The following is a 23,918-nucleotide window of genomic DNA, read 5'->3' on the forward strand; positions in this document are numbered from 1 at the left end:
TGCCGTTATTTCACGGCGCCGAAGGACAAACCGCGGACCAGCTGTTTCTGGCTGATCCAGCCAAAGATCAGGATCGGCGCACAGGCCAGGGTCGACACGGCAGACAATTTGGCCCAGAACAAGCCTTCGGGGCTGGAGTACGAGGCGATCAATGCGGTCAGCGGCGCGGCGTTGGACGAGGTCAGGTTCAGTGACCAGAACGCTTCGTTCCAGCACAGGATCAGCGACAGCAACACCGTGGACGCCAGGCCGCCCTTGGCGATCGGCAGCAGTACCCGGACCATTTCCTGCCACAGGGTGGCGCCGTCCAGGCGGGCGGCTTCGAGGATGTCTTTCGGGATGTCCTTGAAGTAGGTGTAAACCATCCAGACCACGATCGGCAGGTTGATCAGGGTGTAGATGATGATCAGCGCAATGCGCGTGTCCAGCAGGCCGAAGCTCTTGGCCAGCAGGTAGATCGGCATCAGCACGCCCACCGGCGGCAGCATCTTGGTGGAGAGCATCCACAGCAGCGTGCCCTTGGTGCGCTTGGTCTCGTAGAAGGCCATGGAGTAGGCGGCCGGCACCGAGATCAGCAGGCACAGGGCGGTGGCGCTGAAGGAAATCAGCACCGAGTTCCAGGCGTAGCTGAAGTAGTTGCTGCGCTCGTTGATGTGCAGGTAGTTCTCCAGCGTCGGCGTGAAGATGAACTGCGGCGGGGTGGCGAACGCATCGATTTCGGTCTTGAAGCTGGTCAGCACCATCCAGAAGATCGGGAAGAAAATCAGGATCGCGATGGCCCAGGCCAGGGTGCCGAGCAACACGCTTTGCAGGCGGCGGGATTGTTGGAGCGTCATGGCGCGGCCCTCAAGGCTTGTCAGTCAGGTTTTTGCCGATCATCCGCACCAGGATGATCGCCGCGATATTGGCGATGACCACGGCAATCAAGCCGCCGGCCGAGGCCATGCCCACATCGAACTGCACCAGCGCCTGGTTATAGATCAGGTAGGCGAGGTTGGTCGACGCGTAGCCGGGGCCACCGTTGGTGGTGGTGAAGATTTCCGCGAACACCGAGAGCAGGAAGATGGTTTCGATCATCACCACCACGGCAATCGGGCGTGCCAGGTGCGGCAGGGTCAGGTGCCAGAAGATCGCGATGGCGCCGGCACCGTCCAGGCGGGCGGCTTCCTTTTGTTCCTGGTCGAGGGACTGCATGGCGGTCATCAGCAGCAGGATCGCGAAGGGCAGCCACTGCCAGGACACGATGATGATGATCGACAGCAACGGGTAATGGGCCAACCAGTCAACGGGCTGGGCGCCGAACAGCTTCCACACGTAGGCGAGAATCCCCGACACAGGGTGGAAAATCAGGTTTTTCCAGATCAGCGCACCGACGGTGGGCATGATGAAGAACGGTGAAATCAGCAACACCCGCACCAGGCCGCGACCGAAAAACTCGCTGGCCTCCAGCAGGGCGCTGATCAGTACACCCAACACCACGCTGATCAGCAGCACGCTGCCCACCAGCAACAAGGTATTGGTGGCACCGGGCAGGAAGCCCGAGTCGGTGATGAAGTAGGTGAAGTTTTCCAGGCCCACGAATTGGTTTTCGCCGGGGTAGAGCAGGTTGTAGCGAATCAGCGAGAAGTACAGGGTCATGCCCAGCGGCACGATCATCCACAGCAGCAACAGGGCCACCGAGGGGCTGACGAGGAACCAGCCGGGGTTGATCAAGCGGCTTTTGCGCGGCTTGTCCGGCGTAGCGGTTTGCACTTGGGCAGTGGTGGTATTCATGGTGATCAGGACCAGTCAGGTACATGCGGAATGCGGGTCGGAGTGCGGTTAAAGGTGAGAGCTGGCTTGTGTGGGAGCTGGCTTGCCTGCGATGGCATCCCCCCGGTTTAACTGACAGACCGAGGTGTCTGTATCGCAGGCAAGCCAGCTCCCACCAAGAGCCTCTCACACAAAAGCGGGTTCCCACATTCAGTGTGGTGAGACCGCTTTACTTGGGATAACCGGCCCGCTTCATTTCGCGTTCGGTGAAGGTCTGTGCATCCGCCAGGGCTTTTTCGGCGGTCGAGCCACCGGTCAGTGCACTGGAGAAGAACTTGCCGACCTGGGTACCAATCGCCTGGAATTCAGGAATGGTCACCAGCTGGATGCCCACATACGGCACCGGCTTGGCCGACGGGTCTTTCGGGTCGGCGACTTTCAGCGATTCCAGCGTTACCTTGGCAAACGGCGCCGCCTTCATGTATTCGTCGCTGTAGGTCGACTTGCGGGTACCTGGCGGTACGTTGGCAATCCCGTCGGTCTTGGCGACCAACTGGCTGTATTCCTTGGAAGTGGCCCAGGTGGTGAAGACCTTGGCGGCGTCCTTGGCTTTGGAGCTGGTCGGAATCCCCAGGGACCATGAGTACAGCCACGACGTACCTTTGTCGGTTTTCTCATGGGGTGCAAAGGTAAAGCCGACGTGGTCAGCCACTTTGCTTTGGGTCTTGTCGGTCACGAACGAGCCGGCGACGCTGGCGTCGACCCAGATCGCGCACTTGCCGCTGTTGAACAGCGCCAGGTTTTCGTTGAAGCCGTTGCTGGAGGCGCCCGGCGGGCCGGATTTTTTCATGTTGTCGACGTAGAAACTCAACGCGTCTTTCCACTCGGGACCGTTGAATTCCGGTTGCCACTTCTCATCGAACCAGCGTGCACCGTAGCCGTTGGCCAGGGTGGTGATCAGCGCCATGTTCTCGCCCCAACCGGCTTTGCCGCGCAGGCACAGGCCGTACTGTTCCTTGTCCTTGTTGGTGAGCTTGGCGGCGAATTCGCCGATCTGCGTCCAGGTCGGGTGCTCGGGCATGGTCAGCCCGGCGTCCTTGAACAGGTCGGTGCGGTAATAGGTGATGGAGCTTTCGGCGTAGAACGGCAGGGCGTACAGCGAGCCCTTGACGGAAAGGCCGTCACGCACGGAAGGGAAAACGTCGTCCAGGTCGTAGGAAGCAGGCAGGTCCTTCATCGGTTCCAGCCAGCCCTTGGCGCCCCAGAGTGCAGCTTCGTACATGCCGATGGTCAACACGTCGAACTGTCCGCCCTGGGTGGCGATGTCGGTGGTGAGGCGTTGGCGCAGGACGTTTTCTTCCAGTACCACCCAGTTCAACTTGATCTCCGGATGCTCGGTCTCGAAGGTTTTCGAGAGCTTTTGCATGCGAATCATGTCGCTGTTGTTGACGGTGGCAATGGTCAGGGTTTGCGCGCCAAGACTGACGGCGCTCAGGGTCATGCAGGTGCAGGCAAGCAGAGCTTTAGCTGTGAACTTCATCGCGCACTCCATTTCTGCGCCCAGGGGCTACAGAAGGACAGTTATTGTTGTTGTGTCTTCCACGACAGCTGGAAGAGTGTGCGTTGATTACAGCCTTCAATTGGCGTGGTGACAAATCCTTGGGAGCACTTCTACTGATACTTTTTTGCACTCGGCGGATTTTCGGTGGGAACACGGTGCAAATGTGGGAGCTGGCTTGCCTGCGATGGCTGTGTGTCAGTCACGGCGCTATCGCAGGCAAGCCAGCTCCCACAGAAAAGCGGGCCCGCGGTTGTTCTTCAAGCGAGGTTTTGTTCGGTCAGGCGCTGTACCGCCAGGCGCCGGTAGTGGGATGGGGTCATGCCCTTGAGCTGTTGGAAGCGGCGGTTGAAGTTGGAAATATTGTTGAAGCCTGACTCGAAGCACACATCGGTCACGGCTTTGTCACCATCGGCCAGCAGCTCGCAGGATTTGCTGATGCGCAGGCGATTGACGAATTCGATGAAGGTGCGCCCGGTAGCCTGCTTAAACACACGGGAGAAGTAAGTGGGCTTCATGCCGAGGTATTCGGCGACTTCTTCCAGGGACAATTCCCGCGCGTAGTGGGCAAAAATGTAGTCCACCGCCCGGTTGGTGCGGTCGATGCTGTGTTCGTCCGCCAGTTGCGGGGTGGTCACGCCGGACAGCAGTTGGTAGTCCTCGCAGGCACTGAGCACCTCCATCAGGATGAAGAAGTGCCCCAGGCGCGCCATGCCCTGGGCGTCCTCGATGCGTTGCATCAGGGTCATCGCCTGGGCGATGGTCTTCTTGCAGCGAAATTCGATGCCGTATTGCGCCCGTTCCAGCAACGGCGCAAGGGTCTTGAGCTCGGCGAACACATGACTGCCGCCCTCGAACAGCTCATCGGTGAAGTTCACCAGCATGTCGCGCTTGGGCACCACTTCGTCCTCGGCCACCTGGCTGATCCAGTTGTGGGGCAGGTTGGGGCCGGTGAGGAACAGGCTTTCCGGGTAGAAGTTGCCAATGTAGTCGCCGATGAACACCTTGCCGGAGCTGGCGACGATCAGGTGCAGCTCGTATTCCTTGTGGAAATGCCAGCGCACCAAGGGGCACGGGAAGCCGTGTTGGCGATAGATGATGGACAGACCGTTGTGATCGTCCATCAGCTCGTAGGAAGGGTCGGTGATTCTCGCTGCTCGGGTCATGCTGCAGTCGCTTTATTGTGGTTGCGAAAAGGATAATGCCCCCTTGCGCGCCACCTCGCCAGCGCCGCTGTTTAAAGCTTGCGGTTTTTCGCCTCGATCCACTGCGCCATGTACTGGGTACTTTTGTGCAGGTGATGGCGCAGCATGCTGCCGGTGAAATTGTTGCGCCGGTGCGCGGCCAGCTCGCTGCGGCATTGTTCCAGGCGCGCCACCAGGGCCGGGCCGTGGAGGTCCTGGGCGTAACGGCGGGCCAGTAATTGCCGGCCGTCTTCCTGGGCCTGGGTCCAGCGTTCCTGGTCTTGATACAACGCAACCGCCTCGGCCGCGAGGGCCGTGGCGCTGTGCTCGACCACGCCGGGCCACGGTTCGCCCATGGCTTCGGCGCCAATCGGTGTGGTGACGCTCGGTGTGCCACAGAGCATCGCGTCGGCCAGTTTGCCCTTGATGCCGGCACCAAAGCGCAGCGGGGCCAGGCAGATACGCGCGGCGGTCATTACCTGCAGGGCGTCTTCAGCCCAGTTCATCACGTGAAAGCCTTGGGCCGGGTTGTGCAGGGCGGTGGCCTTGGGCGGTGTGTAGGCGCCATACACGTGCAGTTGAGCGCCGGGCAGTTGCTGGCGGATCAGCGGCCACACGCTGTTTTTCATCCACAACACCGCATCCCAGTTGGGTGCATGGCGGAAGTTGCCGATGCTCAGGAAGTGCGCGCGGTCTTCAAACGGCGCAAACGCTTCGGTGGGCGGCGTCAGCATCAATGGACACCAATGGAGCAGGGCGGCGGGCACCTTGAAATGCTCGGTCAGCAAGCGGCTTTCCACGTCGGAGATCATCAAGCTGATGTCACAGCGATAAATCGCCGCGATCTCGCGTTTGGCCAGGTCGGTGTCGGCCATGTAATCGAATTCGGCGGCAAGGTCCGGGCTGAACAACGGGGTGAAGTCATCAGCGTCGGGTTGAGCCTTCAGGAACTCCTTGAAGCGCTGGTGGCGGGCCTCCCGCAGGCTTTGCAAGTCCGAGCTTTCCAGCACGCGAAGGGCATTCGGGCAGCATTTTTCCACCCGCCAGCCGAACTGCTCTTCCATCATGAAACGGTCGAACAGCACGATATCCGGGGCCAGTTCGGTGATGAAATCATCGAAACTGCTGTTATTCAGCTCAATTGCACATTCGCGAATGCCCAGGGCGGGCAAGTCGGCCTTGTGTTCGCCGGTGACGGCCGGGCTGCTGAAGGTGATGTCCCAGCCCTGGGCCAGGAAGCTCTCCAGAATCTGCATCATGTGCCCGCCGGCCGCCGAAGAGCGGGGCTCGGGCCAGACGTAACCAATGACCAGGACTTTGGTGGCGGACGGGTTCATGAGCAGGGCGTTCCTGTGGGCAAAAAAACGGCGCGATTAAACCACAATTGGCCTGGTGTCGCGCCGCCTTGTGATGGCGTATCGGCGGATCAGGCGCTCAAGGCCTGCTCGACGTACCCATAGCCATCCGGGCTTTTCGGTAAATTGAACAGGGTATTCGTCCAGTTGTTATCGAGGGGGCTCATGTTGGGGTTCCTGCCCTCCCTGATCTTCCATCCCAAGGCATCCCAGCGTTTCATGGTCGTCTCCAGCTCGGCAGTGTATTGCCGGGCGGGACAGGCTATTTCGGCCCATGGGTCAACGATCCAGGCATCGGCCCATTCGGCTTGCGAGAAGTCGACGGTATCGCCAGGCAATATCGACGGCCCGCCAACGACGGTGAACGCGTGAGCGTCGCCCGCGCCCCAGGTATAGGCCGTGCCCCCGCTTTTCGTGATGATATCCCTGGCGAGCAGGCTCATTTCGCCACAATTTCCGGCGCCGCTTTTCAGGGCCTGAGCCCCAAGGTCTTGGGTCATTGGATTTGCGGTGTTGCGCAACCATCCAATGGTTTGGCTGGCGGCATCGGCTCGTTTTATATCGGCGATTGAATGTACCTGGTTGCTGGGGCCCAGCCCGGTGGCCTTCATCGCACGGTCCACCGACTCCTTTGCCTTCTGCGCATAAAACTGGTTTTTTTGTGCCTCGGTCAGCCCGGCGAAGTTATCGGGTTTTGCCAGGGCCGATAACTTGTTTGGCATCAAGGAAATATTGGCGCTGCCAAGCGCGCCTCGTGATTGTAGCTGGAACACCACCTCACGCTGCTGCTCGACAGTCATCGTGGCGACCTTGTTTTTGAGTTCAGCGATGTCCGCTTTTGAGTAGCCATTCCTCTCCAGTGACTTGTAAGCGTCCTTCAATTTAGGCAATGCAATGAAGTTGGCGTCATTCGGATGGCCCGAATTGCCCTGGCGTATATAAAATTTTGATCGATATTTTTTTGCCAGCGCCAATTCAAAGTCTGTCGCGCCGCATTTGCTGAATGTCACCTCTGTTGCCGGCGGCGTGCTGAGCTTCACGTAATAAAATTCAGCGGTATCCGCCTCAACCACCAGGTATTGGGAGGGGTCGCCTGCTTTTGGGCTGGACACCACAATGCCGCGCATCTCACGTTGATCGTTGACGCCAGGGCTGATGCTGCCGAGCCTCACCACGCGGGTTTCTGCCTCAAGGAACTTGTTGGTGGTTCCAGAGGGGAGGCCGAAGTGCGGATCGTCGATTATTTTTCCGTCGATAAGTGTTTTGTATTCGATAGGCTTTTGGGTGGGAAGCGGTACGAGCTTGGCGCCCATTTCAGTATCGACCATCTTATGCAGGCGTCTTTCCCGAACCACGAACCGGTCACTGTTGAACAGTTTGCGCGGGGAGGGAAACAGACGTTCGTGTTCCAGCGCCTGTAACTCCAACTGCAGCTCGTTGCCAGTGCTGACGATGATCCTGGAGAAACACTCATCGTTGGCGCCGCGTTTCGCTCTCCCGACAGGCGCTGCAGGCACCGGGCAAATGGCTTCGTAGTTTTCCAACTCTGCCTCGCGCCCGGCAGACTCCAGGTCCGTCAGTTGGCCGGGTTGTCTGGCGTTGTAGCGATAGACCTTCTCGCCATCCACTACATCAAAGCCGTCGGAGCGTGAGATGACATAGGCATCTTCTGCCAATGATTGTTCGGTGACCAACGCCTGGGTGCCGTCAAAGAAGGTTTCACTTCGCAGTGGGAGCGTTGATGGGGTTGGGGCGGCTGGCAGGATGAAGGGATCTTCAGGAACGCTGCTCGCACCCACGGAAAACAGGGCGTTCATCGCGCCATCCGCAGCTTTGAGTGCGCCATCACGGCGCTCGGCCAAGGTGTCACCCGAAACCGATTTTTCTACGCCAAGGGCTGTTTCAGCGATCGCGGCGGCGGTAGCCACCCCGGTGGTGATGATGCCTGTGGGAGCCAACTTTGCCAGCAATCCTGTCCCAACCGTGATGTCGTTGAGCCAAGCGTCGCGAATGACCTCGCTGTTTGATTTGATCGCCAAGTCCGCATCACTGCTCGCGCGTTTTTCGGTTATCTCGGTGATGTGCTGGAAGACATCGCCGTGAATACTGATGTTGGCACGGTCGATGGTGATGCCTTCCTCCAGATCCCACTGGTTTGTCCCGAGCATGGCCAGCGAGGTGTCGACGCCGTTATAGCTGATACCGTCCTGCCGGTCGTACACGGAGAAGTGCGACGCCAGGTCCTTGCGCTTCTTCGGATCCCTGGCCTGGTCGACGATCCATTGGTCCATTTTTTCCAGAGAGTCGAAGCGAACAAAGTCCGGGTCGCCTCCAGGTATGTAAAGCACCTGCGTGCCATCACGCCGGCCATTGGAGTAGAGGTATTGCCCATCGTCCTGGGCGGTGAAACGCACGATATCGGAACCGTAGCCATTGATATCCAGGGGATGGGCCCGGACAAAGCCGCGTGTCGATGTCGATGCCTGCAACTGCGCTACGGTGATCGGGGCACGCTCATTCACCGAAACATTTGACGCCGCCCCCATGACCAGCAGGTAGTCCTCGCGCGTGAATTTGTGCTCATCGGCAAGCTTTGCCTGCTCTGCCGGGGAAAGCGCTTCGTAGGCCCGCAATTGCTGGCGGGCCTGGGCAATAAACCGGCCTTTGAGGATCGAGCGAAAGTCGTTGCGGTGCTGATCCCAGAAGTTATCCAGCTTGGTAGTCATGATCGTCTGGAGATCCGTTTTCCAGCTTTCGTTCATCACTTCTGAGGGGGCAAGTGCAAACTTGTGGTGTTCTCCATAACCCTCAGGGTCGGTGTACAGGCCCGAGGTGGCGTCGAGCATGCCAGGAACCCAGTCGGCCTCACTGAAATTTTTCAATAAGGCGTCCGGCAAGCGCAGTGAGCTTTTGATCCGCCGGTGGGACAGTTCTTCGGACGTGCGGGCCGTGTCAAACCGGTTGTGGTAAATCGTGTCGGCATCCACCGTCTTACCCGTGAGCTTAAAAATAATCGCCTCGGCAGATTTCTTCGCTTCAGCACGTGCGTTGGGCAGTGCCGCGGCGGTGGTGCTGGCAATGTTTTCAAACTTGCTTTTTTCAGCCATGGCGCGGGCAAGGTTGTCGTAATAGGTATCCGCTTGCTGCTTATGCGTTTCAAGGGATGGGATCGAATGCTCCGGAGTTGCCGGCGTGGAATCGAAAGCCCCTCTATGTTCAAGATAGTCGGCCCGCTCCTGGGCTTGAACGGCCGTGTCAGTGGGCGGCTCATTGTAAAAGCCGGCGACCATGCTCAATGGCACGTCGATAAACTGGCTCAAGCGCGGCATCTGTAACGACTGTTCAGAACCTGGTGCGATGAGTTTGCCTATTGCCAGGAGTGGGCCGGCGATCTGTGCCCAGCCTGAGTCGTCTGATGGCTCAAAGATTTTCAGTGCGCCGTTCACCGTGGCTGTCGCTTGCCCGGTCGCGGGAATAACCGTGAACGTACCTGGATCAACGTTTTGCCGGACCAGCCATGCCTGGACCGCCTCGTGGTCGAGCAAGCCGCGATACAGTTCGAGCCAGCGGCCCAGCAGCGAGTGGCGTGGCACCGTGACGAGCGCCTCTGATTGACCTTCGGCCGCTCGTCTCAGTGCACGGGAATAAGCGATCGCCAGGATCGTCTCTTCGGAAAAGAGGTCGGCATTGCCGGTGAGGAGCGCGACAAGCTGGTCGACTTGCTCCCGGCTTTCCGGCAGTGGCTTGCCCAGGGTTTTCAGGAAGCTCTCCAGACTTGCAGAGGCCCCAGGCTCACTTGCGTGCAGTTGGCTATAGGTTGAGCCGGCATGGAGGGGCACCCGGGTTCTGGACAATAGGTCGGGGAGCGTTTCTGGCGTGACGCGGCCTGAGTCCATGCCCGTACGAATCAGGCTCAGTTCCTGCGCGAGGTTATTGCGATCATAGATATCGCCAACGATTCGGCGATGAATTGCCAGCGTCTGTGGACCACGGGCTTTCTCCGATTTGAGGCTGGATTTGAAACTATCGTCGTAGAACGCTTTTACCATCGAGGCGTCTAGCGTGCCGCTCATAATCTCAGTGTAGGACAGGGGCGTTGGCAGCCCGCTGCCGATGACGACAGCTTCTGCGATCGCCAGGTTCCGGATCGCGATATTTGAGGAACCTTCGCTTTCGGTTGTGAACCTCACCAACCTGCCGTTGATCATGCCGTTGAGGCTCGACTTAGAAGGCAGAAACTTAATGCTCGACGCATCAAAGCCGGTTTCTTTGATAAAGGCCTGAAATGCAGGGGTGTTCAGTGCCGTGCGCAATTGGGTTAACCATTGCCCAAGGGTCGAAAGGGGTGGCACCTGCAGGGTCGTGGTTTGTTGATCGTCCGTTTGCGCCAGGATTTGCGCCACCTGCGCGTCGGCCTCGGCGCGGGTTGATGTGTTCGGATCACTGCTTACGCTGGACTCTGAAAGACTGCGTTGCCTGGCCAATGGCATTGACGGCGCAGAGGGCGGCGCATCTTCCAACGCTAGGCGCATCAGCCCAAACCCTGAACGTTTCGGAAACGGCGCGACTTCTTTGTCACCCGGTTCGGGCGGCGCATCACGGGGGGGCGTTGTGAGTGGCCGCAGCGTGTCGGGTGAGCCGAGGGGCCGGATGCCGGTGCTATCGTCCGCAGGCATCTGTCTGGTGGAAGCTGGGAAATGGGACTCAACACTTCTCATGGAAGCTCCTTGAACTAGGGAGGCCGGATCAGGAATGACCGAACTTACCCGCCTGTGTCGAGTCGCGCGCCGTAGGCGTTCCGAGAAATAACCGAGGGAGTTTGGCGGGGTATTTCAAGGAGAAACACCCAAAAGCGGTAAGGTGCCCGTTGGCCTGGCCTCTGCAGGCGCAACGGGTGAGTATTGTTTATGGCGTTATTTTACCGGCGTTGGCAGCGTCACCAGCCCGACATAGCCGTCCCAGAACTGCTTCTGGTCCACGGCAAACACCACTTTGGCCTTCTGCGTGCCCACCGGCGCACCTTTCTTGTAGCCCAGTGCCCGGCCGTAGTCGGCGCCGAAGGTGGCGTCCACGTCCACCCACAGTTCGCGGGATTCGGTGACGATGGCGGGGCTTACCAGATACAGCGCAGGCAGGCTGTCCCAGGTGAAGCTGTGGTAGGCCGGATCCTTGTCGAACAGTGGCCCGAACTCGTGCTTGTACAGGTCGGCAATCGCGCCTTTATGGGCGATCACCCGCTGGTACACCGACTTGTCGAAGGTGACTTTCTCACACACATCATTGGGGAAAATCACGTGTTCGATCGGCGAGCGCAAGACGATTTTTGCGGCCTCCGGGTCGAACCACCAGTTGAACTCCGCTGCCGGTGTGGTATTGCCCGGAATCTCCAGGGCGCCGCCCATGTACACGATGCGCTTGATCAGCGGCACGATGTCCGGCGCCGAGCGAATCGCCAGGGCGATGTTGGTCAGCGGGCCTACCGCCAGAATCGTCACCTCGTGGGGGTTGGCCCGCACGCTGTCGACGATGAACTGGGCGGCGGTTTCCTTGCGTAGCGTGGTGTGGGTCGCCAGGCCATCCGGTGGTGCTACCAGTTGTGATGCACTCGTTGGGCGCGGGTTCTTGAACGCACCCGGCCAGCCGGAGCCGAACAGGGCTTTTTCAGCCTCATAAGTGGCGTAGTCATGCAGCAGCGGATAGGCGGCGCCGGAATAGACACCGACTTCCTTTTCCACCCCCATGCGTTCCACGGCCTTGAGGGCGTCCACCTGTTCCTGGTCGACCCAGGCGTTGCCGCTGACCAGGGTCATGCCCAGCAGGTCGATGCGTTTTTGCGCATGCAACTGGGCGAGCATGATAAAGGCCTGGCCGTCATCGTTGAGCACGTTGAAGTCGGTGTCGAAGATGACTTTTTCTGCGGCCTGCGCCGTACCGGCACACAGGCCGACGGCGACAAGCAGGGCACAGCGCTTGATGAAACCTTGCATGGAGACTCACCCGAAAAGTTGTTGTTATTAACGGTTCACCAGTTTCGCCGGCAAGGCGATGACCAGGAAGCTGCTGAGAATCAGGCAGCCGGCAAAAAACCACAAGGCTCCGGCACTGCTGCCTGTGACGTCAATCGCAACGCCCATCAACGAGTTGCTCACCAGGCCTGCGATGTTCGCCAGTGAACAGGCCAGGGCAAAGCCGGTGGCCGCCGCGGTGCCTTTGAGAAAGGTCGCCGGCAGGCTGAAAAACACCGGCACCGCACCGATGATCGCCGCGGAGGCAATCGCAAACAGGGCCACGGTGGCGACCACGTTATGGGTGAAGAAGGTGCTGGTGGCCATCGCTGCCGCGCCGATGAAAAACGGCACGATGATGTGCCAGCGGCGTTCACGGTGTTTGTCGGAACTGGCACCGATCAGCAGCATGCCCAGCAACGCCGCCACGCTGGGCAAGGCGGTGAGGATGCCGATGTGGAAGGTGTCGGTGATGCCCGCGTTGCGGATAAACGTCGGCATCCAGAAGCCCATGGCGTAGGCGCTGAGCAGGATCGAGAAGTCGATACCGCCAAGCATCCACACCTTGAGGTTGAAGAAACCGTCGCGGAAGCTGTGCTTGCTGCCGGCACCGTCGGCGTCGTCCTTGCGCAGTTCGCTTTCCAGCAGGGTCTTTTCTTCAGGCGACAGCCACTTGGCTTGCTGATAGGTGTTGGGCAGTGCCCAGAAGGTCCACACACCGAGCAGCACGCTGGGCACCGCTTCGATCAGGAACAGCCACTGCCAGCCGCGCAGGCCGGCCATGTTGTCGAAGTGGCCCATGATCCAGCCGGACAACGGGCCGCCGATCACGCTGGACAGCGGCAGGCCGATCATGAACAGGGCGATGATCCGCCCCCTGCGATGGGTGGGAAACCAGGTGGTCAGGTAATACAGCACGCCCGGCAGGAACCCGGCCTCGGCGGCGCCCAGCAGGAACCGCAGGATGTAGAACTGAGTGGTGGAGGTGACCAGCATGGTGCAGGCCGAGAGCAGGCCCCAGGTGATCATGATGCGGGCGATCCAGATCTTCGCGCCGACCTTTTCCAGGATCAGGTTGCTGGGTACTTCAAAAATGATATAGCCGACAAAAAACAGCCCGGCGCCGAGGCCGAACGCGGTTTCGCTGAAGTGCAACTGGTCGAGCATCTGCAATTTGGCGAAGCCGATATTGATGCGGTCCAGGTAGGCGGCGAGGTAGCAGAAACACAGGAACGGAATCAGCTTCCAGGTGATCTTGTGGTAGAGCGTGTGGACCGGATCGGCGACCGTAGTCGCGGGCGCTGCATTCGCAATGGGCATTGGGTGTCTCCTGGCGGTGACTTATGGTTTTTATACAGCCGCTTTTTTTCCAGCACTTCGGAGTGCTGTAGAAGCGACGTCCAAAGGCAGTGTCAGAAGAGTGCAAGACCACGCTCTGTGGCGCGGTTCTTAATGAAACCTTATTGCTCCTTGAACTTGCTCATGGCCTCCCGCTTGCTGACCACGTCGCCGTACTTGCTGTCGATATCAAACAAGTTGGCTTCGTGGGGCGCCGGGTGGCGGTCGCCGACGCATTCGCGCACGACGATGGTGCGAAACCCGTGTTGCACCGCGTCCACTGCGGTGGCGCGGATGCAGCCACTGGTGGAGCAGCCGGCGAGCACCACGGTGTCGACGCCCATGGCGTGCAGCATCGGGGCCAGGCTGCTGCCGAAAAACGCGCTGGCGTATTGTTTGGTGATGACTACTTCATTGGCCAGGGGCAAGACCTCGGTGCAGAACGCGGCCAGGGGGTTGCCCTCGACCATGTCTTTCATCACAGGGGCCTTTTTTACCCAGATACCGCCGTCGGCGAAATGGCCCGGATGGTAACGGATATTGGTGTGCACCACGCTGATCCCGTGATGCCGTGCGCTGGCCAGCAGCTCAACGCTTTCGGCGACGGCACTGACTACGCCCGGTGCAAACAACGGCGCGTCTTCGGTGGTGTAGCCTTGCATGAAATCGATCATCAGCAGGGCGGATTTTTTGCCAAAGCCAATGCGGTTGCCCCAGACGCCCTGGTAGTTGGCGTCGGCGGATTGTTCGCTCATCTTTCAGTCCTCATTCATTACCTGTGGCGAGGGGCTTGTCCCCCGTTGGGCTGCGGAGCAGCCCCCGTAAGATCACCGTGTTACGTCAGGTGAAACTCAGTTGTCGATTTTGGGGCCGCTCCGCAGCCCAACGGGGGACAAGCCCCCTCACCACAAAAGCGGTTTTAGTAGGCGCCGGAGAGCAGGGCGCCGGCGCCGGGGACGATGGGTTCCAGGTCCAGGGCCTTGAGCATGGCGTAGGTGGTAGCAATCGCGGCGGTGAGCACCGGCAGGCCGGTTTGCGCTTCGACCTTGGCCACCACGGGCAGCGACTGCATTTGCACGCAGGCCGACAGCACGATCACGTCGACGCCTTCCAGGTTCATTCCGGCGACGATGGCCGGCAGGTTGGCCGGGTCGTGGCGGGCCACTTCGAGGTTGTCGGGGATTTCCAGGGCGCGCCAGTCCACTACGTCAAAGCCTTCTTCGCGGATGTAGTTCACCACCAGTTCGGTCAGCGGTTTCATGTACGGCGCGACGATGGCGATGCGCTTGGCGCCCATCACTTTCAGGCCTTCGATCAAGGCGCCGGCACTGGTGATCACCGGGGCGTTGGCGTCGTTGTCGGCGGTGGCCTTGCGCAGGCGCTGTTCGGAATTGCGGTGGTAACCCAGCCCCATGGCCATGATCGCCACCAGGCAGGCGTAGCCCAGCACGTCGACCTTGGCGTCGGACAGCTCGATGGCGCAACGGTCGGACTCGCCGTCCATCGCCGCCAGTTCTTCCTTGCGCACTTGCTTCATGCGCATGCGGCTGGAGTGAAAGGTGAAGCGTTCCGGACGAATTGCCTGGCGCGCGTTGAGCATCGCCGGGATCTCGGTTTCCATGGTGGTGTTGGAGCTCGGCACGATCTGGCCGATGCGGTAAGGCTTGAGCATGGTGGTCTCCGTTAGGCAGTCAGGGGCTGGCCGAGGAAGTCGCCGAAGGCTGTGAAAAAACCTTCAAGGTCGTCCCAAGGGATCATGTGTCCGGCATTCGGCACGTGGGCCACCTGCAGGCTTGGCTGTAACTGTCGGACTTGCGCGACATCTTCGGGCTGAATAACACCGCCGCGTCCGGCGACAATCAGCAGGGCAGGCGCCTCCAGGTTCGGCAGGTCCTGATGGAAGTCCACGGTGTGGAAGTCATTGAACGCGCGCACGATCGCCGGCTCGTAGCAGGTGTGCAGCCATTCGGCGCGCAGTTGCAGCTGCTCGTCGGTCCAGGTGGCGCAGAACGCGCGCATGGCTTCAGCGTCCATGCCCACCAGCGATTGGCGAATCGAGTCGACGTACCACGGCAGTTTGCTCGGGTATTCACGGCGACCGGGGCCGGACATTGGCGGGTCGATCAACACCACGCGGTTGACGCCCCGGGGATGGCGCACCGCACTGCGCACGGCAAACCGCGCGCCCATGGAATGGCCCACCAGGTGATAGCTGTCGAGCTTCAGCGCGTCGGCAAACGCGCCAATGTCATCGGCGCAGGTGTCGGCGCTGTAGTCCAGTTCCGGGCCGGTGGACGACAGGCCGCGACCGCGCACATCCAGCACATACGTGTCGAAATGCAGGCCCAGGCGTTCCGCGACAAAACCCCAGGTAATCGCCGGGCTGGTGATGCCGGGAATCAGGATCAGTGCCGGGCCCTTGCCGCCATAGCGCAGGTAATGCTGGCGAATGCCGTTGGCCTGGACGTTGCCGCCATAGAGAAAGCTGCTCACGCGGCCACCCCCGATTTCAGTTGCTGGGCGTAGAGGTCATAGCCGTAGACCCAGTCCGGATCTTCCTGGGTGCGCAGCCAGGTGTTGGCGTTGGACACCGCCTGGACCCGGGAGGCGCGCTCCTTGCGGTTGGCCTCATACAGTTCGAAGGCGGTGCGGTAGTCGCTGATGCCGGTTTCCTGCAGGCAGCGGGTCAGCATCGCCGCGTCTTCGATTGCCATGCCGGCACCCTGGGCCATGTGCGGCTTCATCGGGTGGCAGGCATCGCCCAGCAACACCAGGCGGCCACGGCTCCACAACGGCAGCGGGTTGCGGTTGCGCAACGGCCATTTGGTCACGCTTTCGGTGGATTCGATCAGGGCCTGGACGGTGGGATGGTAGCCCTTGAACGCGTCGAACATCTCTTCGCGGCTGCTGTCGACGAAGGCGCCCTGGAAGTCCCACTCCGGGTGCGGCACACCGGTGACGTAGTAATACTCGTCGCGCTTGCCGGTGGTGTAGTAGACCATCATGTGCCGGTCCTCGGTCCACCACTTGATGCAGTCTTCGAACTTCAGGTCGTACTTGGCCAGTTGATCGCCACGGATCAGTGCGCGGTGGGCGACCCAGCCGCTGTACAGGGGTTTTTCCGCACCCAGCAGTTCCTCACGGATGCGCGAGTTGATGCCGTCGGCACCGATCACAATGTCGGCGTAGGTCACTTCGCCGTCGGCGAAGGTCAGGCGTACCTGGGTGTCGGTTTCTTCGAGGGTTTCCAGGCGCTTGTTGAAGTGCAGGGTGCCGGGTTTGAGGGTGGACATCTGCAGCGCGTGCAGGTCGCCGCGGTGCACGGTGATATAGGACGCGCCATAGCCGGTCAGGGGGATGCGTGACAGGTAATCGCCGGTTTCGCCGTCGCGGCTGAACCAGTGCTCGGGGTGCGAGCCCATCAGGTCCAGCTGCTTTTCGATGCCCATGCGCCGGAAGATTTTCATGATGTTGGGGCCCATGTGGATCCCGGCACCCAGGCGGGAAAATTCCGGCGCCTGCTCGTAGATGTCCACGTCAAACCCGGCCTGTTGCAGCAGGGTGGCAGCGGCGGCACCGCCAAGGCCGGCGCCGACGATTGCGATTTTTTGTGTGCTTCCCATGGGGCGTGGTCCTCTTTTTCGAATGATGGCCGGCGGTGTCTGGCCGCAAGGTTTTTAAAGTGTATACGCTCATTTTTTCAAATGAAAAGCCCGTGCCTTAAAAATTGTTTTTTTGGCCATATCGATCCCCTGTAACCGACTATCTCCATATTTCATTGGTTATGTGTGGATTGGTAACGTTTTGCCGTGGCGCTTGCAGTCCATGCGTAAATCAGTTCTTATCGTTATTAAATGGCGTATACGCTATAAAAACGCACTAGAGTGAAGCGCACTGCCAGATCTTGGTGCAGCCGCTGAGGAGACAGGAAATGCCGGTAAGTGATTGCGAACTGACCCAGATGTTTGAACACGTGTTGAAGCTATCGAAGGTCGATCCGACCCAGAGCGTCGCCGTGCTCAAGAGCCATTACTCCGACCCGCGCACCGTGCGTGCCGCGATGGACGCTGCGCAGCGCCTGGGGGCCAAGGTGTACGCGGTGGAATTGCCGTCGTTCAACCATCCCCGGGCGATGGGCAATGACATGACCGCCTACTGCGGCGACACCGCGCTGACCGGCAATATTGCGGCCCAGCGGGCGCTGGAGGCGGCCGACCTGATCGTCGACACCATGATGCTGTTGCACTCGCCGGAGCAGGAACAGATCCTCAAGACCGGCACGCGCATCCTGCTGGCGGTGGAGCCCCCGGAAGTGCTGGCGCGCATGCTGCCGACCGAGGAAGACAAGGTGCGCGTGCTGGCAGCTGAAGAGTTGCTGAAAAAGGCTCGCTCGATCCACGTCAAATCCCGCGCCGGCAGTGATTTTCGCGCAGCGCTGGGGCAATACCCGTCCGTCACCGAGTACGGCTTTGCCGATGAGCCGGGGCGCTGGGACCACTGGCCCAGCGGCTTCCTGTTCTCCTGGCCCAACGAAGAAACCGCCGAGGGCGTGCTGGTGCTGGATATCGGCGACATTTTGCTGCCGTTCAAGACCTACACCCGGGAGAAAATCACCCTGGAGATCGAGAAGGGCTTCATCACCCGGATTCACGGTGGTTTCGAGGCCGAATACCTGCGCGACTACATGAAATACTTCAACGACCCCGAGGTCTACGGCATCTCCCACATCGGCTGGGGCCTGCAGCCGCGGGCGCAATGGACGGCGATGGGCCTGCACGACAAGAACGACGGCATGTGCATGGATGCCCGCGCGTTCTACGGCAACTTCCTGTTCTCTACCGGCCCGAATACCGAAGTCGGCGGCACCCGCAAGACGCCGTGCCACATGGACATCCCGCTGCGCAACTGCGACGTCTACCTCGATGATGAGGCCGTAGTCATCGCAGGCGATGTAGTGGCGCCCCAAGCCTCCCTGGCACGCTAAAAATCCCCTGTAGGAGCTGGCTTGCCTGCGATAGCGGAGTGTCAGACAACAGCGAGCTGGCTGATCCACCGCTATCGCAGGCAAGCCAGCTCCCACATTCGATTTGATTCCTTCAGTGGCTGATGCTTGAGTCCAACCCACAACCCCGCCATCATGCCACCCCATCGACCGCCGCCTTTCCGAGCCCGCCGTGCCTGATTCCTACGTTTTCTCCGAGCAAGTTGGCCACCTGCTGCGCAAGGCCTACCAGCGCCACCTGGCGATCTTCCAGCAGAACGTGGGCGACTCCCAACTCACCGCCGTGCAGTTCGTCACCCTGTGTGCCCTGCGCGATCACGGTGCAAGCTCGCTCACCGAACTGGTCAAGGCCACCGCCGTCGACCAGGCGACCATCCGCGGCATCGTCGAACGCCTCAAGGCCCGCGAACTGATCACCCTGGAACCCGACCCCCAGGACAAACGCAAAGTGGTGGTCAACCTGTCCGCATCCGGCGCCGCGCTGGTGCAGCAAACCGTACCCTGCGCCGCGACCATCACCGAGCTGACCCTGAGCAACCTCAACCCCGCCGAACGCGTGGCCGTGCTGTTCCTGCTACGCAAAATGATCGACGACCCCCAAGCCTGATCCCCCGACTTCCAAGGCTGATAACCCAGCCCCTTTGTGGTGAGGGGGCTTGTCCCCCGTTGGGCTGCGAAGCGGCCCCAAAAAAGCGCGCGCTGCGCATTCCAACGGGGTGCTAGCCCCCTCACCACAAGTAGCGAATCCACCTTCTGGCACTGTTTTTGCTCTGCATTCGTGTAGTAACCACTTCACCCGTCAAGTGTGTCGCGAGACCCCAGGTACGCGACGCTTTTTTTTGACTGTTTGATGTAGTGGACACTTCACCAAAGCCAACGGGCGAAGCGAATGATCAGCCAGCACATCACGGTAACGCTTGAGGTCAACGGCCACACCACCGAAGTCAGCGCAATGGCGGACACACCGCTATTGCTGATCCTGCGCAATGACCTGCAACTCAACGGCCCCAAGTACGGCTGCGGCCTGGGGGAGTGCGGTGCGTGCACGGTGATCATCGACGGCGTGGCCGCAAGGGCCTGCGTATTCCCGCTGTCGGGTGCAGTGGGCCGCGACATCATCACCCTCGAAGGCCTCGGCACCCGCGAAACCCCGCACCGCGTGCAACAAGCCTTTATCGACGAGCAGGCCGCCCAGTGCGGCTACTGCCTCAACGGCATGATCATGACCGCCAAGGCCTTGCTCGACCGCAATCCCAACCCCAGCGAAGCCGAGGTGCGCACCGAACTGTCGGGCAACCTGTGCCGCTGCGGCACCCATATCGAAATCCTCCGCGCGGTGCTGCGTGCCGCCCGCCAAACGCCTTGAACGTGGATCGATGACCATGACTGACGCAATCCCTTCCCGTGACCAATGGCTGGCCAAGGCCGGCGTCCTGCTGATCGTCGATGACGTGCTGCCCCCTTCGGGGCCAGTGGCCAAGGGCGGCACACCGACGGTCAAGCCCAAGGAGCTGGGGCTGTTTATCGCCGTGAACGATGACGGGTTGGTGTACGCCTTCAACGGGCACGTGGACCTGGGCACCGGCATTCGCACCTCGCTGGCGCAGATCGTGGCCGAAGAGCTGGACCTGACCATGGAGCAGGTGCGCATGGTGCTGGGTGATACGGAGCGCGTGCCGAACCAGGGCGCGACCATCGCCAGTGCGACCTTGCAGATCTCCGCGATCCCGCTGCGCAACGCCGCCGCCGAAGCCCGGCGTTTCCTTCTGGCGCGAGCGGCGCAACGCTGGTCGGTCGATGCACACAGCCTGAAGATCGACGCAGGTGTTATCAGCGCCGAAGACGGACGCACCACCACCTACGGCGAGCTGGTGACGGGCGAGCATGACCAACTGCGCATCAGCGGCGATGCACCGCTGAAGGCGGCCGCCGATTACCGCCTGGTGGGCAAGGGCGCTGCCCGGGTGGATATCCCCGGCAAGGCCACTGGCGAGCTGACTTACGTCCACGACATGCGCGTGCCGGACATGCTCCACGGCCGGGTGATTCGCCCGCCGTATGCGGGCCTGGATTGCGGTGACTTTGTCGGCAATAGCCTGTTGAAGGTAGACGAGTCCTCCATCGCCCACATCCCGGGCATCGTCGCGGTGGTGGTGATCCGTGATTTTGTCGGCGTGGTCGCCTTGCGCGAAGAACAGGCGATCAAGGCCGCCCAGGAACTGCAGGTTCACTGGAAACCCTGGAACCACCCGTTGCCGGACATGAGCGATGTGGAGCAGGCGATTCGTGATAACCCCCGAGTACGGCGCACGGTGCTCGACCAGGGCAACGTCGACGAAGCCCTGGCTTCCGCCAGCCAGCGCATGCCGCGCACCTACCTGTGGCCGTACCAGATGCACGGCTCCATTGGCCCGTCCTGCGGCGTGGCGGATTATCAGCCCGGGGTCAGCCGGGTCTGGTCGGGCAGCCAGAACCCGCACCTGCTGCGGGCGGATCTGGCCTGGCTACTGGAATGCGCAGAAGACGCCATCGACGTGATCCGTATGGAAGCCGCCGGCTGTTATGGCCGCAATTGCGCCGACGATGTGTGCGCCGATGCCTTGCTGTTGTCCCGCGCCGTGGGCAAGCCAGTGCGGGTGCAACTGACCCGCGAACAGGAACACCTGTGGGAGCCCAAGGGCACCGCACAGCTGATGGATGTGGATGGCGGCCTGAACGCCGACGGCAGCATCGCCGCCTATGACTTTGAAACCAGCTACCCGTCCAACGGCGCGCCCACCCTGGCGCTGCTGTTGACCGGGCGGGTCGAGCCGGTGGCCGCGATGTTCGAAATGGGCGACCGCACCTCGATCCCGCCTTACGACATCGGCAACATGCGGGTCACCATCAACGACATGGCGCCGATCGTGCGCGCCTCGTGGATGCGCGGGGTGTCGGCACTGCCAAACACCTTCGCCCACGAATCCTATATCGACGAACTGGCGTTTGCCGCCGGGGTCGATCCGGTGGAATACCGCCTGCGTTACCTGAAAGACGAGCGCGCCATCGACCTGGTCAAATCCACCGCCGAGCGGGCCAACTGGGCACCGCGCACCGCGCCGATGCAAACCGCGAATGAGGACCACCTGCTGCGAGGCCGAGGCTTTGCCTACGCGCGCTACATCCACAGCAAGTTCCCCGGCTTCGGCGCGGCGTGGGCGGCCTGGGTGGCGGACGTGGCCATCGACAAACACACCGGTGATGTCTCGGTGACCCGCGTGGTGATCGGGCATGACTCGGGGATGATGATCAACCCGGCGGGGGTGCAGCATCAGATCCACGGCAATGTGATCCAGTCCACCAGCCGCGTGCTCAAGGAGCGCGTGACCTTTGAAGAGTCGACCGTGGCGAGCAAGGAGTGGGGCGGTTATCCGATCCTGACCTTCCCTGAAGTGCCGCAGATCGACGTGCTGATGATGCCGCGCCAGGACCAGCCACCAATGGGCGCCGGCGAGTCTGCCTCGGTGCCCAGTGCGGCAGCGATTGCCAACGCGATCTATGACGCCACCGGCATTCGTTTTCGCGAATTGCCGATTACCCCCGAGCGCGTGCTGGCGGCGCTGAATGCGGGCACATTGGGCGAGCCGGCAAAGTCCCCGCAGAAGCGTCGCAAATGGCTATTCGGCTCATTGTTCGCCGCCTTGGGTGCGGTGCTGGGGATGGCGGCCACGGCCTGGCCGTTCCACGGTGAAATCGCCCCGATTGCGCCGCCCAGCGCCGGCACCTGGTCCAAGGCCACGCTGGAACGCGGGCGTTTGCTGGCCGCCGTGGGGGATTGCGCGGTGTGCCACACGGCACCGGGCGGCGCCACCAATGCCGGCGGGCTGGCGATGCACACGCCGTTCGGCACGCTGTACAGCAGCAACATCACCCCGGATGAGAAGACCGGGATTGGCAACTGGTCCTACCCGGCGTTCGAGCGGGCGATGCGCGACGGCATTGGCCGCGACGGACGCAACCTGTACCCGGCGTTTCCCTATACCGCGTTTCGCAATATCAACGATGCCGACATGCAGGCGTTGTATGCCTACCTGATGTCCCAGGCCCCCGTGAGCCAGGCACCCGTGCCGAATGCCATGAGTTTTCCGTTCAATATGCGGCCGTTGATGGCCGGGTGGAATGCGCTGTTTTTGCGCCGGGGGGAAATCACCGTGCAACCCCAGCGCAGCGAGCAATGGAATCGCGGGGCCTATCTGGTCAATGGCCTGGGGCACTGCGCGGCGTGCCACTCACCGCGTAACTTGATGGGGGCGGAGAAGGGCGGCAAGGCATTCCTCGCGGGCGGCACGGTGGACGGCTGGGAGGCGCCGGCCTTGAATGGCTTGTCCAAGGCGCCGACGCCGTGGACCGAAGACCAACTGTTCACCTATTTGAGCACCGGCTATTCCGACGCACACGGCGTGGCGACAGGGCCGATGGGACCGGTCGTGACTGAGCTGGCGAAACTGCCCAAGACCGACATCCGCGCGATGGCGGTGTACCTGGCCTCACTGAACGACAGCAGCGCCGCCGAAGCGCAGGTGGTAGCCGCCGCGACGCTGCCCAATGCGAATGGACGACGGGTATTCGAAGGTTCATGCAAGGCCTGCCATGCCGACGGGCAGGGGCCGAAGCTGTTCGGCGTCAGCCCGTCACTGGCGACCAATACCAATGTGCACAGCGACCAGCCGGACAACCTGATCAAGGTAATCCTGCAAGGCATCAGCACCCCGGCGACCAAGGACCTGGGCTACATGCCCGCGTTCAAGGACAGCCTGTCCAACACCCAGGTGGCGGATTTGGCCGCATACCTGCGCGGGCGTTTTGCACCCGATGCACCGCAGTGGAAAGGCCTGGAACAAACCGTTGCACACCTGCGAGCCAACCCCGGCACCCACTGACAAATTCAAGCCATATGGAGATCAAATGTGGGAGCTGGCTTGCCTGCGATTGCGGTGGATCAGCTAATAATTCAGTGACTGACGCACCGCTATCGCAGGCAAGCCAGCTCCCACATTTTGATTCGGTTTCTACCGTACACCACGCAATACCAGATCACTGATAAAACCCAGCCAATCCTGCTGCTGCCCCTTGTCCGCCAGATCTTCCCCCAGAAACGAACTGAGGGTGTGCTGGTTGGAGTTGTAGAAGTAGCACAACGAAGCAATCATCAAGTACACATGCTTGATGTCCACATCCTCGCGAAACAGCCCCTGTGCCTGGCCGGCTTCGATGATCGGCCGCAATACCCCGACCGCCTCCCCGGACAGCCGGCGCAATTCGCCGGACTGCTTGGCATGCTTGCCCTTGTGCAGGTTCTCGATACTCAAAATCGCCACAAACTCGGGATGCTTGACGTAGTAGTTCCAGATAAACTCCACCAGCGCCTGCAACGCTTGCACCGGCGCACTCAGGTCGAGCTTGAGTTTGCTTTCGGCCTTGTTGAACTGTTCATAGGTGTGTTCCAGCACGCACACGAACAGGTGTTCCTTGCTGCCGAAGTAGTAATAGAGCATGCGGTCGTTGGAGTCGGCCTCCCGGGAAATGCTTTCGACGCGCCCGCCGGAATAGCCGTCGCGGGTGAAGACCTTGACCGCCGCCTGGAGAATCCGCGCACGGGTCTGGTCGGCCTGCTGGGCGCGGATACCGGTCTTCTTGATCACCATCGAAAAGCCTCTGCTGCACGGCGTAAAGGCCCGGAATATA

17 protein-coding genes are annotated in these 23,918 nt (G+C 60.9%); 4 read left to right on the forward strand and 13 right to left on the reverse strand.

What is annotated here, in order from left to right; all coding sequences use genetic code 11:
• Window positions 1-5: 5 nt before the first annotated feature.
• The 12 genes from HKK54_RS25770 to HKK54_RS25825 form a co-directional block, all read right to left on the reverse strand.
• The gene (locus HKK54_RS25770; protein ID WP_003215312.1) at window positions 6-836 is read right to left on the reverse strand and encodes a carbohydrate ABC transporter permease; all 831 of its coding nucleotides are present in this window, start codon (window positions 834-836) and stop codon (window positions 6-8) included.
• A 10-nt stretch (window positions 837-846) separates the two neighbouring features.
• The gene (locus HKK54_RS25775) at window positions 847-1,773 is read right to left on the reverse strand and encodes a carbohydrate ABC transporter permease (protein ID WP_010169613.1); all 927 of its coding nucleotides are present in this window, start codon (window positions 1,771-1,773) and stop codon (window positions 847-849) included.
• A 208-nt stretch (window positions 1,774-1,981) separates the two neighbouring features.
• Entirely contained in the window at window positions 1,982-3,292 is a 1,311-nt protein-coding gene (locus HKK54_RS25780) for an ABC transporter substrate-binding protein (protein ID WP_169388276.1), read from the reverse strand.
• Window positions 3,293-3,570: 278 nt separating this feature from the next.
• A complete protein-coding gene (locus tag HKK54_RS25785) occupies window positions 3,571-4,476 on the reverse strand; it encodes an AraC family transcriptional regulator (protein WP_169388277.1) in 906 nt (301 codons plus the stop codon).
• Between the two features lie 71 nt (window positions 4,477-4,547).
• Window positions 4,548-5,831 (reverse strand): glycosyltransferase, encoded by a 1,284-nt coding sequence (locus tag HKK54_RS25790; protein ID WP_169388278.1) that lies wholly within the window; start codon window positions 5,829-5,831, stop codon window positions 4,548-4,550.
• 89 nt (window positions 5,832-5,920) lie between these two features.
• Window positions 5,921-10,381, reverse strand: a complete 4,461-nt coding sequence (locus tag HKK54_RS25795; RefSeq protein ID WP_169388279.1) for a dermonecrotic toxin domain-containing protein — start codon at window positions 10,379-10,381, stop codon at window positions 5,921-5,923.
• A 381-nt stretch (window positions 10,382-10,762) separates the two neighbouring features.
• Window positions 10,763-11,836 (reverse strand): nucleoside hydrolase, encoded by a 1,074-nt coding sequence (locus HKK54_RS25800; protein ID WP_169388280.1) that lies wholly within the window; start codon window positions 11,834-11,836, stop codon window positions 10,763-10,765.
• A 27-nt stretch (window positions 11,837-11,863) separates the two neighbouring features.
• Window positions 11,864-13,174: an MFS transporter gene (locus HKK54_RS25805; protein WP_010169608.1), complete on the reverse strand. Its 1,311-nt coding sequence runs from the start codon at window positions 13,172-13,174 to the stop codon at window positions 11,864-11,866.
• 140 nt (window positions 13,175-13,314) lie between these two features.
• Window positions 13,315-13,947, reverse strand: coding sequence for an N-carbamoylsarcosine amidohydrolase (locus tag HKK54_RS25810; RefSeq protein ID WP_169388281.1), 633 nt, complete (start codon window positions 13,945-13,947; stop codon window positions 13,315-13,317).
• A gap of 164 nt (window positions 13,948-14,111) precedes the next feature.
• A complete protein-coding gene (locus HKK54_RS25815; protein WP_088424308.1) occupies window positions 14,112-14,864 on the reverse strand; it encodes a maleate cis-trans isomerase family protein in 753 nt (250 codons plus the stop codon).
• Between the two features lie 11 nt (window positions 14,865-14,875).
• The gene (locus HKK54_RS25820) at window positions 14,876-15,685 is read right to left on the reverse strand and encodes an alpha/beta fold hydrolase (RefSeq protein WP_169388282.1); all 810 of its coding nucleotides are present in this window, start codon (window positions 15,683-15,685) and stop codon (window positions 14,876-14,878) included.
• A complete protein-coding gene (locus tag HKK54_RS25825) occupies window positions 15,682-16,815 on the reverse strand; it encodes an FAD-dependent monooxygenase (protein ID WP_010169602.1) in 1,134 nt (377 codons plus the stop codon). Before HKK54_RS25825 ends, HKK54_RS25820 begins: the two co-directional genes overlap by 4 nt.
• Before the next feature lie 308 nt (window positions 16,816-17,123).
• On the opposite strand from HKK54_RS25825, the gene HKK54_RS25830 reads away from it, so the two are divergent.
• From HKK54_RS25830 to HKK54_RS25845, 4 genes are all read left to right on the forward strand, one after another.
• Window positions 17,124-18,176, forward strand: a complete 1,053-nt coding sequence (locus HKK54_RS25830; protein ID WP_010169600.1) for a 2,5-dihydroxypyridine 5,6-dioxygenase — start codon at window positions 17,124-17,126, stop codon at window positions 18,174-18,176.
• A 190-nt stretch (window positions 18,177-18,366) separates the two neighbouring features.
• Window positions 18,367-18,801, forward strand: a complete 435-nt coding sequence (locus HKK54_RS25835) for a MarR family winged helix-turn-helix transcriptional regulator (RefSeq protein WP_169388283.1) — start codon at window positions 18,367-18,369, stop codon at window positions 18,799-18,801.
• Between the two features lie 282 nt (window positions 18,802-19,083).
• Window positions 19,084-19,560 (forward strand): (2Fe-2S)-binding protein, encoded by a 477-nt coding sequence (locus tag HKK54_RS25840; protein WP_169388284.1) that lies wholly within the window; start codon window positions 19,084-19,086, stop codon window positions 19,558-19,560.
• Between the two features lie 16 nt (window positions 19,561-19,576).
• Window positions 19,577-23,113, forward strand: coding sequence for a molybdopterin cofactor-binding domain-containing protein (locus HKK54_RS25845; protein ID WP_178120997.1), 3,537 nt, complete (start codon window positions 19,577-19,579; stop codon window positions 23,111-23,113).
• Window positions 23,114-23,242: 129 nt separating this feature from the next.
• On the opposite strand, the gene HKK54_RS25850 is transcribed toward HKK54_RS25845, so the two are convergent.
• Entirely contained in the window at window positions 23,243-23,878 is a 636-nt protein-coding gene (locus HKK54_RS25850) for a TetR/AcrR family transcriptional regulator (protein ID WP_169388286.1), read from the reverse strand.
• Window positions 23,879-23,918: the final 40 nt, after the last annotated feature.

The sequence above is a fragment of the Pseudomonas sp. ADAK13 genome, from assembly GCF_012935715.1.
Lineage (GTDB): Bacteria > Pseudomonadota > Gammaproteobacteria > Pseudomonadales > Pseudomonadaceae > Aquipseudomonas.

Excerpts from the sequence above, each read along its gene's own strand:
- HKK54_RS25850 (WP_169388286.1), bottom strand. The coding sequence starts at position 23,878 with ATGGTGATCAAGAAGACCGGTATCCGCGCCCAGCAGGCCGACCAGACC.
- HKK54_RS25805 (WP_010169608.1), bottom strand. The coding sequence starts at position 13,174 with ATGCCCATTGCGAATGCAGCGCCCGCGACTACGGTCGCCGATCCGGTC.
- HKK54_RS25815 (WP_088424308.1), bottom strand. The coding sequence starts at position 14,864 with ATGCTCAAGCCTTACCGCATCGGCCAGATCGTGCCGAGCTCCAACACC.
- HKK54_RS25840 (WP_169388284.1), top strand. The coding sequence starts at position 19,084 with ATGATCAGCCAGCACATCACGGTAACGCTTGAGGTCAACGGCCACACC.
- HKK54_RS25780 (WP_169388276.1), bottom strand. The coding sequence starts at position 3,292 with ATGAAGTTCACAGCTAAAGCTCTGCTTGCCTGCACCTGCATGACCCTG.
- HKK54_RS25795 (WP_169388279.1), bottom strand. The coding sequence starts at position 10,381 with ATGCGCCTAGCGTTGGAAGATGCGCCGCCCTCTGCGCCGTCAATGCCA.
- HKK54_RS25790 (WP_169388278.1), bottom strand. The coding sequence starts at position 5,831 with ATGAACCCGTCCGCCACCAAAGTCCTGGTCATTGGTTACGTCTGGCCC.
- HKK54_RS25825 (WP_010169602.1), bottom strand. The coding sequence starts at position 16,815 with ATGGGAAGCACACAAAAAATCGCAATCGTCGGCGCCGGCCTTGGCGGT.
- HKK54_RS25800 (WP_169388280.1), bottom strand. The coding sequence starts at position 11,836 with ATGCAAGGTTTCATCAAGCGCTGTGCCCTGCTTGTCGCCGTCGGCCTG.
- HKK54_RS25775 (WP_010169613.1), bottom strand. The coding sequence starts at position 1,773 with ATGAATACCACCACTGCCCAAGTGCAAACCGCTACGCCGGACAAGCCG.
- HKK54_RS25785 (WP_169388277.1), bottom strand. The coding sequence starts at position 4,476 with ATGACCCGAGCAGCGAGAATCACCGACCCTTCCTACGAGCTGATGGAC.
- HKK54_RS25770 (WP_003215312.1), bottom strand. The coding sequence starts at position 836 with ATGACGCTCCAACAATCCCGCCGCCTGCAAAGCGTGTTGCTCGGCACC.
- HKK54_RS25845 (WP_178120997.1), top strand. The coding sequence starts at position 19,577 with ATGACTGACGCAATCCCTTCCCGTGACCAATGGCTGGCCAAGGCCGGC.
- HKK54_RS25830 (WP_010169600.1), top strand. The coding sequence starts at position 17,124 with ATGCCGGTAAGTGATTGCGAACTGACCCAGATGTTTGAACACGTGTTG.
- HKK54_RS25810 (WP_169388281.1), bottom strand. The coding sequence starts at position 13,947 with ATGAGCGAACAATCCGCCGACGCCAACTACCAGGGCGTCTGGGGCAAC.